This window comes from Metabacillus idriensis (assembly GCF_050483325.1).
GTDB classification, from domain to species: domain Bacteria; phylum Bacillota; class Bacilli; order Bacillales; family Bacillaceae; genus Bacillus_P; species Bacillus_P idriensis_A.
On sequence record NZ_JBCMYF010000011.1, the window covers coordinates 1 to 14,277 of the forward strand.

Sequence of the window (14,277 nt, forward strand, 5' to 3'; positions counted from 1 at the left end):
GACCCCTTTAATATATCATTTCCACCCAGTTCGTGTCAATCATTTTTTTAAAAATAATTTTCTTAAACTGCTTTATGTAGAAGGTTTCTTACTGACTTATAGAATTATATCAGCACCTATTAAAATAAGCAATAAGAAAAGAGCAAAAAGTTTGCTCTTAAATGATTTCTTCTATAAAAAGGTGATTTTGTCCTTTAAGTGCAAGAATTTCATCAGTTTCTTCTATCTTTATAAGAGGTCTGGTCGGATCTTTATCTTCTATAAATACAATCACTGCTATTCTGCCGTCTGACAATCTGACAGTTGTCCCTGAACTTAGTTTTAGCAGCCCCTTTTTCAATTCGTTCAGTGCCTTGAGATCAAATTTCCCGAACTCATCATGCATGAGCTGTTCTAAGACTTTAAAAGGTGATTGTCTTCTTCTGTGCGGCCTTTCGGAGACCATTGCCTGATATGCATGAGCAAGAGCCGCAATTCTGCCGAAGGGATGAAGCTGTTCTGCCTTTGCTCCTAATGGGTACCCGCTGCCGTCAAGGCGCTCATGATGCTGCAGAACTCCAAGCTTAACAGCTTCTTTTAAAGAAACGATATTTTTCAGCATTTTGTAACTGTGAACGGGATGCTGCTTAATTTCTTTAAACTCTTTGTCTGTCAGAGCTGTCTTTTTAGTCAGAAACCCCTGCTCTACTTTTGTTATGCCGCAGTCACACAGAAGACCCGTCATAGCGACCTGTGTCGTATCTCCATAGGAAAAGCCCATACCCTTTCCTAAATAAGCGCTTACTAATCCGGCAGATACTGAGTGGTGGTAAAGATGATCATCATCTTTCGTATATTCGTAGGTTTTAAATATCTTATCGGGTTCTTTCAGTCCCTGCTCAACAACAGGAATTAATAGATTTCTGATTTTCGAGATATCAACCAAAGCGCCGGATTGCCAGTCCAGATACAATTGCTTAAAGGCTTGCACAGCGTTATTATACAGTTCTTCGAAACGGGTGTTCTTTGTTGAATTTACTGTTTTTTCAGCTGCAGAAGAATCAAGGATTACCCCAGCAGGTTTAAAGGCATTTCCATTTTCAAAGTATGGCTCTACTTCTACTTCATTTATTAAAAAAGCCTGCAGAATTTGCAAAAGATCTTGATTTAAAATGGTCTGGCTTCGCATCAACGGTTTGTGCGACTTTGAAAATACGTCTTTTGACAGTATGCATCCTTCAGACAGCTGATTAATATGGACTCTCACATGAATCCCTCCCATCCATATTATAAACGATTCCATTTAGTAGAAAATGGTTTTTAAAAATAAAAAAAGACATAGCTTTAAAGGCTATGTCTTTCAATTTCTTATTCTTCTGTATCCGGTTCACCAGAGGTGTCTTCTGCAGAAACTTCTTCAGTTGAGATTGGTGCTGCAGATGAATCTTCCTGTAATCCTTCTTCATTCTCCAAAAGCTCAGCATCTTCCGGTTCGAGCTCTTCTTTTTCTACAACAGCGACAGTAGCGACGTGCTCTTCGTCGCCAAGTTTAATCAGCTTAACACCTTGTGTGTTACGGCCGGTAGTAGAAATACTGTCGATTGCCATCCGGATAAGAACACCGCTTGCCGTTATCAGCATGAGATCCTCTTCTCCGGTCGAAGGCTTAACAGAAATCACTGTACCATTTTTCTCAGTGACGTTGCATGTTTTAATCCCTTTACCGCCGCGGCTTTGAATCCGGTATTCAGCTGCAGGCGTCCGTTTGCCGAATCCATTGCGTGTTACTACAAGGACATCGACATCTTCTTCAAGGATTTCCATTCCGACAACTTCGTCATCAGAATCCAGGGTAATCCCCTTAACACCAGTAGCTGTACGTCCCATTGAGCGGACATCTGTTTCAGGGAAACGAATGAGCATTCCTTTTTTCGTTCCAATCATGATGTGTTTCGTTCCATCTGTTAAACGGACAGAAATAAGTTCATCGTTTTCACGCAGGTTCACTGCGATCAAGCCGCCTTTTCTGATATTCGCGAATTGTGTCAGAGGAGATCGTTTAGATATTCCTTCTTTTGTTGTAAAGAATAATGACCAATCGTCCACAAATTCAGAAACAGGGATGATGGCATTCACCCATTCGCCTTTTTCTATTTCCAGAAGGTTAATAATCGGAAGTCCTTTTGCTGTTCTTCCGTACTCTGGAATTTCATACCCTTTTGCACGATAAACTTTCCCTTTATTCGTAAAGAAGAGAATCGTGTCATGAGTAGATGTTGTTAAGAGATGTTCTACGAAATCATCCTCATTCGTGCCCATACCCTGAATCCCTCTGCCTCCTCGGCGCTGGCTGCGGTACGTTGAGATTGGCAGTCTCTTAATATAGCCGTTGTGAGTAAGAGTAATAACAATATTTTCAACAGGAATCAGATCTTCATCTTCAATCATTTCAATTCCGCCGGACACAATTTCCGTACGGCGAACGTCATTGAAACGCTCCTTGATTTCTTCTAATTCCTCGCGGATAATTTCAAGAACTTTTTCATCGTCAGCCAAGATTGCTTTTAATTCTGCAATCAGCTGCACAAGTCCCTGGTACTCTTCTTCGATTTTTTCTCTTTCAAGACCTGTTAAACGCTGCAGACGCATATCAAGAATCGCCTGTGCCTGTTTTTCAGATAGAGAGAAGTTATCCATCAACCCAAGACGTGCAATATCCGTAGTCTGAGAGCTGCGGATCAGGGAGATGACTTCATCCAAGTGATCGAGTGCAATTCTCAAACCTTCTAAAATATGTGCGCGAGCTTCCGCTTTGCGAAGTTCAAACGCTGTACGGCGGCGAATAATAACCTTCTGATGATCCAGATAGTAGACAAGGAACTGCTTAAGGTTCAATACTTGAGGCTGTCCATTTACAAGGGCAAGCATGTTAATGCCGAAGCTTGTCTGAAGGGCAGTCTGCTTGTAAAGGTTGTTTAGTAGAACGTTTGAATTGGCATCTTTGCGCACTTCAATGACGATGCGCATCCCGTTGCGGTCTGATTCATCACGCAGATCGGTAATGCCTTCAATCTTCTTGTCACGCACAAGCTCAGCAATTTTTTCAATTAACTTCGCTTTATTTACCTGGTAAGGAAGTTCTCTTACGATAATGACTTCTTTACCTGATGCTTTTTCCTCAATTTCTACCTTGGCACGGATAGTAATCGAACCGCGGCCTGTTTCGTAGGCTTTACGAATTCCGCTTCTGCCGATAATCTGACCCGCAGTCGGGAAATCCGGCCCTGGAATAATCTCCATCAGCTCAGGAATGCTTACATCAGGGTCCTTGCTTACAGCAAGTACACCGTCAATGACTTCTCCCAGCTGATGAGGAGGGATATTTGTTGCCATGCCGACTGCGATACCCGCTGCACCGTTTACCAGCAAGTTAGGGTAACGTGACGGAAGAACAACCGGCTCACGTTCAGAACCATCATAATTGTCCTGATAGTCGATTGTATCTTTATTGATATCGCGGATAAGCTCCATCGCAATTTTGGACATGCGCGCCTCTGTATAACGCATCGCTGCAGCTCCGTCGCCATCGACAGAACCGAAGTTTCCATGTCCGTCTACAAGCATATATCGGAAGTTGAAATTTTGAGCCATGCGGACCATTGAATCATAAACGGCACTGTCACCATGCGGGTGATACTTACCGATTACTTCTCCGACGATACGGGCAGATTTCTTAAACGGTTTATCAGACGTCATCCCTAAATCGTTCATAGCATATAAAATACGGCGATGAACAGGCTTTAACCCGTCACGAACATCGGGAAGAGCGCGCGAAACGATAACACTCATCGCATAATCAAGGAAAGATGAGCGCATTTCATGACTAATATTTATCTCTTTTACTTGAGGAGTTTTATTTTCTTCCATGTTTGAACCTCCCTAATCTATATAGCTCCAACCAGAAAACCGGAAACGCCAAGGTCCGTTTGGACCGGGAATACAGGCGCCGGAGCCTGTCAAAGTGTACGTATATTTAAACTCTTATTTAAACTCTCTAATCTCATAAGAAAAGCGCAAAAATTTATACTTTCTTATCTCATAAAAAAAACAGGAGTTAAAGGTCTCCAGAAACTTTTGATCTTATAATTCTTTGTTAATAAAATATCAAACTGAATATGTATGGCTGAATAAAATTAAATAATAGCCTACTCTCCATTATATCAATAAACCTATGACATTACACGTCAAATTCAGATAAAAATACGATTCATCTAAAGAATCCCCGCCTATTTAGGCGGGGATTTCAGTTTTTCTTTTAATTTCTGTATAGGCAATCAATCTTTCGTCATGTGTCCGTTCTATAAGGTGTATTTTTATTAGCGTCACCATTTGTCGCCTGCCTCAGCAGTGCTGAGACCAGTCTTATAGCTTCTTTTTTCATTCAGCAGTCCTGAAGCTTTGCAGCCTGTCCGCCCCATTTAGATGACTTTCTCTGCCCCGCTTTATCCCTTAGTTATTAACAGATTTCCTGCGAGCGATCATCGCAATCGAAACTGAAGCAAGGATAAATCCAAAAATGCTCCATAAGACTGCACTGTTGTTTGTTTCGCTCATGCCGCCCAAGCCTGTTTTAGGCATTTCAGATGGTTTTTCCCCTTCAAATTTTTCAGGGAACTGATCAACAATCGCACCGGACATTGCCTGGCCAACTCCAAACATATGTGTGTAAGCCACATGAATATTTTCATAAGCTGCAGGATAATCTTTGCCTGTATAGCTGTTGAATGCATTCAGCAATTGATCAACATGCTCTTTAAGGCCCGCCTCAAGGTCAGCCGCTTTTAAGCGTCCTTCTGTTGCTGCATCAAGGAATGCCGCTTGTTCTGCACGGTATTCATCTAATTCCGCTACAGCCTGTTCTTTCCCTTCTTCGTTGTTTTCAGCTGTTGCTGTTACATAATCGACAAAGTACCCGATGTGGCTGCTCCAAATCTCTTTAAATTTTGCAGCGCCTTCTGCACCGTAAACAGATTCAACGGCTGCTGTTAAATCCTCTGTATTTTCATTTAATGCGCCTGCTGCTGCTTCGAAGTCTTCTGCTCCGTCGATGCCTTTTTGCATAGTAAGCGCTGCAAGTGCTGCATGCTCAGAGAATACTTGGTTTAAATCCGCTCTTAAGTCTGCAGCTGGTGTATCCACTGATGTATTTTCAAACTTGTCAGGATACTGATCGGTAATTGCCCATGATAAGCCTTTGCCGACTCCGAACATATGGTGCATTGATTCTGTTATGTTGTCATATGCTTTATCATATTCGCCCGTTCTGTAGCTTTCGAAAGCCCAGATTAATTGATCAATATGAACGTTTAATCCTTCTTTAAGATCTTTCGCTTTTAAACGCCCTTCAGTTGCCGTATCAAGGAATCCTGCTTGCTCGGCTCTATACTCGTCCAGTTCAGCTAATGCCTGTTTTCTGCCTTCTTCATTGTTTTCAGCTGTTGCTGTTACATAATCGACAAAGTATCCAATATGGCTGCTCCATATTTCTTTGAATTGTGCTCCAGCTTCTTCACCGTATACAGATGCCACTGCTGCTGATAATTCTTCTGTATTTTTATTAAGCTGACCCGCTGCTGCTTCAAAATCTTCTTTGCCGTCCATTCCTTTTTGCATAGCAACAACGGCTAAGTACGCATGTTCTGAGAGGATCGCATCAAGTGATGCACGAAGATCGACAGCAGGGTTAGAAACGTCTGTTGAAACCATACCTCCGTGATTGCCTCCATGACTTCCGCCGTGATCTTCTGCGCTCGCTGTGCCAAACGCCGGAAACAGCAGGGAAAAACTGAGGGGTACTGCGATTAGAGCTTTTTTCATCTTCATTTTGGATTCTCTCCTTTTTCCATTTAGTTTATTGGGTATTTACATTAGGACTAACGGAAAGAGCTTTAATAAGGATCACAAAATATTGAAAAAAATTTAATTTAAAAAGAAAAAAACATCCTTTTCGGATGTTTTTCGGCTGATCTTAGTAATAAGGGTAGTACGGATATGGATACGGCGGATAATACGGATAAGGATAACCATAGCCATATCCATATCCAGGTGTTAATAATGCACCTGTTGCAAGCCCTCCAAGAAATCCAGTTGCAAACGGAAAACCAAATCCTGGTCTGCCGAAACCGAACCCCGGTCTTCCAAAACCAAATCCAGGTCTCCCGAATCCGAATCCAGGTCTGCCGAATGGACGCCGCATGTCATCTTGGTGATAAAACTGCTGATTATTCATCTTTACGCCTCCTGCTTAGATAAATTGCCTACTTACTTTAAAAAGATATGCAGGACGAGTTTAAAAGTAGTGGGCTACTTGTGAATTAATCAGCATGGAGAAAAAGAAAAGGCAAAGCATTTTTCTGCTTTGCCTTTTCTTTATGAGTAATCCGGGATTCTTAAATATCCAGATTCTTTACATATTGTGCATTTCCTTCGATGAAGTTTCGGCGCGGCTCTACTTTGTCACCCATAAGGATGTCAAACGTTTCATCTGCTTCCATCGCATCTTCTAATGTTACTTGAAGGAATGTTCTTGTATTCGGATCCATCGTTGTTTCCCAAAGCTGCTCAGGGTTCATTTCCCCAAGACCTTTGTAGCGCTGAATGCCCGGTTTAGGAGTAGCCGGCAATTCCGCCATCAGCTTCTCCATTTCTCTGTCATTGTACGCATATTCAATTCGTTTACCCTGCTGCACTTTATATAAAGGCGGCTGCGCAATGTAGACAAATCCATTTTCAATGATTTGTCGCATATAGCGGTAAAAGAATGTCAGCAGAAGGGTCCGGATATGGGCTCCATCCACGTCAGCATCTGTCATGATGATAATTTTATGATAACGGGCTTTTGAAATATCAAAATCCTCTGCAATCCCTGTTCCGAGAGCGGTAATGATCGTGCGGATCTCGTTATTGGAAAGAATTTTATCCAGACGGGCTTTTTCAACATTAATAATTTTCCCTCTAAGCGGAAGGATCGCCTGGAAATGACGGTCGCGTCCTTGTTTAGCAGAACCTCCGGCAGAGTCACCCTCAACTACATACAATTCAGAGATAGAAGGGTCTTTAGAAGAACAGTCTGCAAGTTTTCCCGGCAGATTTGAAATTTCAAGTGCGCTTTTGCGGCGTGTTAATTCACGAGCTTTTTTCGCTGCAAGACGTGCTCTAGAGGCCATTAGTCCTTTTTCAAGGATTTTCTTGGCCGTTGAAGGATTTTCCAGTAAAAACTTCTCAAATCCTTCTGCAAAAAGGTTATCCGTAACGGTTCTCGTTTCAGAGTTGCCTAATTTTGTTTTGGTTTGACCTTCAAACTGCGGATCAGGATGTTTAACAGAAATAATCGCTGTTATCCCTTCACGCACATCATCACCAGTCAAATTGGCATCATTCTCTTTAAATGCACCATTTTTGCGGGCATAGTCATTTATGACTCTAGTGAGGGCTGTTTTAAATCCAGCTTCATGAGTTCCGCCTTCATACGTATGAATGTTATTGGCAAAAGAATAAATGTTGCTTGTATAAGAATCATTGTATTGCAGGGCAACCTCAACTGTAATGCCGTCCTTTTCGCCTTCCATGTAGACAGGCTCTTCATGAATGACTTCACGCGTGCGGTTTAGATGCTCGACATATGATTTAATGCCGCCTTCATACAAGTATTCCTTTTTGCGTTTATTTTCGCGTTTATCTTCAATTGTGATTTTAATATTCCGATTCAAGAACGCAAGCTCTCTTAAACGGTTTGCAAGAGTATCAAAATCATATTCAACCGTTTCAGTAAAGATTTCTGGGTCCGGACAGAAGTGAGTTGTCGTCCCTGTGAGTTCACTTTCTCCGATTATTTCCAAATCGCCAGCCGGCACTCCGCGCTCAAACTTTTGATAATGGATTTTCCCTTCACGGTAAACAGTAACCTCAAGGACAGTCGAAAGCGCGTTAACTACTGAGGCACCAACGCCATGCAATCCGCCTGATACTTTGTAGCCTCCGCCGCCGAATTTCCCTCCGGCATGGAGAACGGTCATGATGACCTCAACTGCAGGACGTCCCATTTTTTCATGAATCCCTACCGGAATCCCGCGTCCATTGTCTTTTACGGTGATGCTGTTATCTTCTTCAACAATAATGTTGATTTCATCACAGTAACCAGCAAGCGCTTCGTCAATACTGTTATCTACAATTTCCCAAACGAGATGGTGAAGACCTTTTGCTGCTGTTGATCCAATATACATCCCAGGACGTTTCCGGACAGCCTCTAAGCCTTCTAATACTTGTATTTGGTTTTCATCATAAGTTTGCTGTTCGATTTGTTTTTGTTCCATCGCCACTATGATCACCTACACTTTTCTTAAGGGCTTATTACGAATGATTTTTAAATGGTTCATCCGCAACCATATCTATGTCAAATGTGAATTTTGCGCGTTTTTTCAACGTGCCTGATGCAAGAGGGGAAAAATAGATTTTATCTGTGGTTACAACAATTGATTTTGTCACACCGCTCGCAAGCTTGACTGTATGATTCTGATGTTTTTCTAAAAACTCGCTGACAATGCCGGAAGTATTTGAAGAATGATGATCAATAATCATGACAACTTCTTTTGAGGGAATCACAAAATTATCTCCCAGGTGAATATACAAGAAAAACCACCTCTTTTCAGCGTGTCAGCCTGCCTTTTGAAACACGGTATGTCGTTGCTTCTTTCAGCGTCTGATGGTCAATGCCTTCAACACTTGTTGTTGTTACAAATGTCTGCACTTTCCCTTGAATCGTATTCAATAAATGAGATTGTCTGTAGTCGTCGAGTTCTGATAAAACATCATCAAGCAGCAAAATCGGGTATTCTCCAATTTCCTCATGGATTAATTCAATCTCTGCAAGCTTCAGCGATAGTGCGGTCGTCCTCTGCTGACCCTGGGATCCAAATGTCTGCACATCTCGCCCATTCACAAAAAATAAAAGATCATCTCTGTGAGGTCCGGCAAGGGTTGCGCCGCGCTCAATTTCTCTATCTTTTATTTTATCAAACTTCTCTTCATATGCTTCTATCATTTTCGACAAACTTGCCTCTTCTGATACATCGACAGAAGCTTTATACTCAATTGTTAACGTTTCAAGTCCTCTGCTGATGCCTGTATGAATCGGCTGAGCCCACTTTTGCAGTTTTTCTATGAACTCAATTCGTTTTAAAATGACCTTTGCGGCAGACTCTGCAAGCTGCGAAGTAAGTACATCAAGCATCGTTCGATCCGTCTGTTTGCGCATTTGCATCTGCTTTAAATACTGATTTCTCTGCAGCATAATTTTTTGAAATCTATTTAAATCATGAAGATAGACAGGTGAAACCTGACCGATTTCCATATCAATAAAACGCCTTCTGATTTGAGGGCTTCCCTTTACGAGATTGAGATCCTCGGGTGCAAACATGATGACATTCATTGCCCCTACATACTGGCTTAATTTCTGCTGTTCAATATGATTCAGCTTCGCTTTTTTCCCTTTTTTCGAGACAACAAGCTGCATAGCAACTGATCCGCTGTACTTTTCTACTCTGCCTTCTATTTTAGCATATTCCTTGTCCCAATAGATAAGATCTTTGTCATTTGAGGTGCGATGGGACTTTGCCATAGCTAATACATAGATGGCTTCCATCACATTGGTCTTGCCCTGGGCATTCTCTCCTAAAATAACATTGACTTTATTTTCAAACTCTACGGTCAGTTCTTCATAATTCCTGTAATTCCGCAGCGTTAATTCTTTGATAAACAAATCCGTTCACCAACTTTAGTTTTTGCTCTTTTTGCAAAGAGAGTGATCATTCTATATATATTAATGGCCTGCAAGCCTTAGTTTTTCACAATAAAAGAGCCAAAGTCCGGAATATCAACTGTATCATCAGCAAACAGTTTTTTCCCGCGGCGGTTTTCAGGTTCGCCATTTACAAAAATTGCATATTCCTGCAAAAACCATTTAGCCATGCCGCCTGATTGAATAACTTCAGCAAGCTTCAGGAACTGGCCAAGCGTAATGTATTCTGTCTCAATTTTCACTGGCTTTATTGACATTGCAGATCGCCTTCTTTCTTTAAGTTTCCAACAGCTAATTTTACTAAACTTATCCATACTTTCACAACATCTATTTAAACCTTTATTCTCTTCGCGCCAGCCTTGTTCGTTATCGCGAATAACAGTGTCCGCCACACGTGTACACAAAGCGGGTATAAGGTCCTGCGAAAGGAAAAGAAAAGCTGCCAGCTTGTGCCAGCAGCTTGTTTAAGAGATAAGAAAATATAAAAATTTGCGCTTCGATGGCGAGCGGAATCGCCCAGAACGGCACCGAAAGTAGCGGCAAAAAGCGCCTTTTCTGACAGAGCCTTATCTGTCATGCCTGCGCTAAACGGGCGCTTTCACTTTTCTTGATTAATACGTTCTGACAGGAAGAATTAATTGGAGAATCGAATCGTCTTCCGGAGTGCGGATTAAAAATGGTCTCATTGCACCCGTAAAGCTGATTTTAATTTCCGTTCCTTCAAGTGCTTTTAATGCATCCATCATATATTTTGCACTGAATGAGATTTTTAATTCTTCGCCTGTAATCTCCTGAGTCTGAACTTCCTCAATGACTTTTCCGATTTCCGGCGTGTTTGAAGAAACTTCTACAATACCTTCTTCAAGCGTTGAAAACTTAACTACGTTATTTCTTCCTTCTTTTGCAAGAAGCGATGCCCGGTCAATTGCCTGAAGAAATTCTTTTGTATTAAGGACCATATCTGTTTTGCTCTCAGCAGGAATAAGTCTTGTTGTATCCGGGTAGTTTCCGTCCAATAATCTTGAGAAGAAAAGTAAATTTTCAGCTTTAAAAAGAACTTGGCTTTCTGTTATCACTATTTCAATTTCATCACTTGTGTCTGCGAGAATTTTGCTTAATTCATTTAAGCTTTTTCCTGGAATAACGACATTATAAGTGCTGTCAGTATCCGTTTCGATTTTTGCTTTACGGAGAGCCAGACGGTGACTGTCTGTTGCAATACAGATTAATTCTCTATCTTCAAGCTTCCAGTTGACCCCAGTCAAAATGGGACGCGTTTCTGAAGTCGAGACTGAGAAAACCGTTTGACGGATCATTGTTTTTAAGAGATCTGTCGGCACTCTAAAACTGTTATGTTCTTCTACTTGCGGCAGATGAGGATACTCTTCCGCATCAAGCCCGTTAAGGTTAAATTCTGCTTTGCCTGAGCGGATGACAGTCATATGCTGGCCAAGAACTTCAATTTCTACGGATTCCTTCGGGAGTTTCTTAACAATTTCTCCAAAAAAGCGAGCCTGAAGAACAATGCTGCCAGTTTGTTTGATTTCGACGATTTCTTTGCCGTTTTCTTCAGTTGGGATAAACGATTCGATTGAGATGTCAGAATCACTTCCTGTAAGTGTGACACCTTCTTCTGTTGCAACAATTTTAATTCCTGTCAAAATCGGGATTGTTGTTCTTGAAGATACGGCTTTCATTACATCTTGAACACTTTGAACTAACCGATCTTTTTGGATGACAAATTTCATTTAGGGAAATCCTCCTTTTTTTTCGTATGGGAGCATAATTCTTTGAGCCACTTAATATATATATTATTTAAAGAAAAAATAGTAGAAGTACTAGTAGGGCCTGTGGAAATGTGTATAACTCTGTTGACGAAAGGAAACACAGCCTATCCACCTGTGGACAGACTGTGTATGAATCGTGCTTGGTTATTCACATTATCCATATAAAATTTTATTAGTGCAAGCTTTTTAAGAGCCCTTCAGCATGTTTTCAATCTCTTTAAGCTGTTTAACAAGCTGATCATCAGCCTGAAGCAGTTTAGAGATTTTTTCATGGGCATGAATAACTGTCGTATGGTCACGGCCTCCGAATTCTTCGCCAATTTTAGGCAAAGAGGAATCCGTTAATTCTCTTGAAAGATACATGGCAATTTGTCTTGGGAACGCGACTGATTTCGTGCGTTTCTTTGCTTTAAAATCTTCTAGTTTTACACTGAAATGCTGGCCTACCATGCGCTGGATGTCAGCAATCGTGATCATTCTCGGCTTAGAGCTTGGAATAATATCCTTGAGTGCTTCTGCTGCGAGATCGGCATTTATATCTTTATTGATTAAAGATGAATAAGCTACAACTCGAATGAGTGCACCTTCAAGCTCACGGATATTTGAATCAATCTGATTGGCGATGTAGAGCATAACCTCATTTGGAATATCAAGCCCTTCAGCCTTTGCTTTCTTTCTGAGGATGGCAATTCTTGTTTCAAGGTCAGGCGGTGTAATGTCTGTTATTAAACCCCATTCAAATCTGGAACGAAGCCGGTCTTCGAGAGTTGGAATTTCTTTTGGAGGACGGTCGCTTGAGATTACAATTTGCTTGCTTTCTTCATGGAGCGTATTAAACGTATGGAAAAACTCCTCTTGAGTTTGTTCTTTACCTGCAAGAAATTGAATATCATCTATAAGCAGCACGTCGACACTTCGGTATTTATTCCGGAAGTCTTTCGCTTTGTTGTCACGGATACTATTGATAAATTCGTTCGTAAACTTCTCAGATGATAAATAAACAACTTTCGCGTTAGGCTTGTGATCAATCACATAATGGCCAATGGCGTGCATTAAATGCGTTTTTCCAAGTCCGACCCCCCCGTAAATGAAAAGCGGATTATACGCCTTCGCCGGTGCTTCGGCCACAGCAAGAGAAGCTGCATGGGCAAAACGGTTCCCTGAACCGATTACGAATGTGTCAAACGTATATTTCGGATTCAGCATATTTTGCGGAAGCTCAATCTGTTCTTCCTCTTTAGTCATCGGCTTTATCGGTGATTTTGGCATAAAATCAGCTTCATTTTGATTTTGGGGAATGATAAATTTTATCAGCAATTCCTCGCCAGTAAGCTCATATATGGTATTGGCAATCAAATGCAGATACCTGGATTCAAGCCAGTCACGCGCAAATTCATTAGGTGCAGTGATTGTTAATGTATCTCCCTTAAGAGCATGAGCTTTAGTGGATTTAAGCCATGTTTCAAAACTTGGCTTGCTCAGCTTTTTTTCAATTTCTGATAAAGCTTTGCTCCATAATTCATCAATATTCTCCATATGAGGCATCTCCCTCCTTTTTCTATAAAATGAACGTGTACATGTTTTGTACAACAGCTGGATGATTGTGAATAAAAATGCAAAATGAACAAAATGTGCATAAATATATAGTATAGTAGAAAAACGTCTTTTCGACATAAACCGTTAAATGTGGACAAGTTTTTTAACAGGGTGTTTATAATCTTTCCACATGTTATCCACAGTGTGTGGATAAACAGGATATAGACGTTCCAATATTCAGAGTGAAAACACAAATATAATATCAAATTAAACGAAGCGGTGCAATGGTTTTATAAAACTTATCCACATATCAGGCTCCATGTTGAGAATAATTGTCCACATATGTTTATTCTGTGTGAAACCTGTCGATAACAGGTGTGGATAAAAAATATGTCGAAAAAACTATGCACAGTCTATGGTGTTTGACAGATTTGTACACTGAAAAATTCGTTCAGAAATTTATTCTTTGAATTTAATTAGAGAGGATAAGTTCTTCCGAATGTGATTTTGAAGAATGCTCTTTTTATATTTAAATTTTGGTGTGCTGCAGTGGAGATCCGCGGTTTCGTAAATTTTGTTGCTTTAAAACTAGATATTAAAGACCCTAAGTGGATTGTAGCGGATAAACTTGACTCCTGCGGGAAAGTAGAGGGAAATGGGAGTCCCCGGAAGCGAAGCTGAGGAGGCTCCCACCCGGACCGCGGAAAGCAAGTTCCTCTCGCTGCAAGAAACGGACAACATTTATCACCAAAACAACAATATTTGCGAAAACAGCTTAAGGAAAAAAGCATGAATGTGACTTGAATTTGTATGAAATGTCTATACACAGCCATGAGAAACAATAAATAATTCAGAAACAATGTTTCACCATAAGATCTTTTTTGACATATGGTTGACAATTCACTAGGTCACTCTCTATAATTAGTAAGACTGTCTTTAACAGCTATTCCTCAGGGAGGTGTCTATAATGAAAAGAACTTATCAACCAAATAAACGCAAACATAGTAAAGTTCACGGTTTCCGCGCTCGCATGAGCACTAAAAACGGACGTAAAGTGCTAGCTGCACGTCGTCTTAAAGGAAGAAAAGTATTATCAGCATAGGCCACTGAAAAATATCA

Annotated in this window: 11 protein-coding genes; 1 reads left to right on the top strand and 10 read right to left on the bottom strand. The window is 40.9% G+C overall.

The window, feature by feature from the left end; all coding sequences use genetic code 11:
• Nucleotides 1-157: 157 nt before the first annotated feature.
• The 10 genes from ABEQ24_RS07105 to dnaA all read right to left on the bottom strand — a co-directional run bounded on the left by ABEQ24_RS07105 (nucleotide 158) and on the right by dnaA (nucleotide 13,158).
• The gene (locus tag ABEQ24_RS07105; protein WP_430006133.1) at nucleotides 158-1,246 is read right to left on the bottom strand and encodes an HD-GYP domain-containing protein; all 1,089 of its coding nucleotides are present in this window, start codon (nucleotides 1,244-1,246) and stop codon (nucleotides 158-160) included.
• A 101-nt stretch (nucleotides 1,247-1,347) separates the two neighbouring features.
• Complete coding sequence (gene gyrA / locus ABEQ24_RS07110; RefSeq protein ID WP_430006134.1) at nucleotides 1,348-3,906, bottom strand: DNA gyrase subunit A; 2,559 nt, start codon at nucleotides 3,904-3,906, stop codon at nucleotides 1,348-1,350.
• Between the two features lie 582 nt (nucleotides 3,907-4,488).
• On the bottom strand, nucleotides 4,489-5,862 hold the full coding sequence (locus ABEQ24_RS07115; RefSeq protein WP_430006135.1) for a copper amine oxidase: 1,374 nt from the start codon (nucleotides 5,860-5,862) through the stop codon (nucleotides 4,489-4,491).
• 145 nt (nucleotides 5,863-6,007) lie between these two features.
• Nucleotides 6,008-6,268 (bottom strand): spore coat protein, encoded by a 261-nt coding sequence (locus ABEQ24_RS07120; protein WP_133313043.1) that lies wholly within the window; start codon nucleotides 6,266-6,268, stop codon nucleotides 6,008-6,010.
• 160 nt (nucleotides 6,269-6,428) lie between these two features.
• Entirely contained in the window at nucleotides 6,429-8,351 is a 1,923-nt protein-coding gene (gene gyrB / locus ABEQ24_RS07125) for a DNA topoisomerase (ATP-hydrolyzing) subunit B (protein WP_430006136.1), read from the bottom strand.
• A gap of 37 nt (nucleotides 8,352-8,388) precedes the next feature.
• Nucleotides 8,389-8,667, bottom strand: coding sequence for an extracellular matrix regulator RemB (gene remB, locus ABEQ24_RS07130; protein ID WP_430006137.1), 279 nt, complete (start codon nucleotides 8,665-8,667; stop codon nucleotides 8,389-8,391).
• Nucleotides 8,668-8,683: 16 nt separating this feature from the next.
• Nucleotides 8,684-9,796 carry a DNA replication/repair protein RecF gene (gene recF / locus ABEQ24_RS07135; protein WP_154318358.1) on the bottom strand — a complete coding sequence of 371 codons (1,113 nt, stop codon included), beginning with the start codon at nucleotides 9,794-9,796 and terminating at the stop codon, nucleotides 8,684-8,686.
• Between the two features lie 77 nt (nucleotides 9,797-9,873).
• Nucleotides 9,874-10,086 carry a S4 domain-containing protein YaaA gene (gene yaaA / locus ABEQ24_RS07140; RefSeq protein ID WP_430006354.1) on the bottom strand — a complete coding sequence of 71 codons (213 nt, stop codon included), beginning with the start codon at nucleotides 10,084-10,086 and terminating at the stop codon, nucleotides 9,874-9,876.
• A 360-nt stretch (nucleotides 10,087-10,446) separates the two neighbouring features.
• Nucleotides 10,447-11,583 carry a DNA polymerase III subunit beta gene (dnaN, locus tag ABEQ24_RS07145; RefSeq protein WP_430006138.1) on the bottom strand — a complete coding sequence of 379 codons (1,137 nt, stop codon included), beginning with the start codon at nucleotides 11,581-11,583 and terminating at the stop codon, nucleotides 10,447-10,449.
• 225 nt (nucleotides 11,584-11,808) lie between these two features.
• Nucleotides 11,809-13,158: a chromosomal replication initiator protein DnaA gene (gene dnaA, locus ABEQ24_RS07150; RefSeq protein WP_430006139.1), complete on the bottom strand. Its 1,350-nt coding sequence runs from the start codon at nucleotides 13,156-13,158 to the stop codon at nucleotides 11,809-11,811.
• A gap of 967 nt (nucleotides 13,159-14,125) precedes the next feature.
• Here dnaA and rpmH point away from each other — a divergent pair.
• Nucleotides 14,126-14,260 carry a 50S ribosomal protein L34 gene (rpmH, locus tag ABEQ24_RS07155; RefSeq protein WP_070878917.1) on the top strand — a complete coding sequence of 45 codons (135 nt, stop codon included), beginning with the start codon at nucleotides 14,126-14,128 and terminating at the stop codon, nucleotides 14,258-14,260.
• The last annotated feature ends 17 nt before the right edge of the window (nucleotides 14,261-14,277 follow it).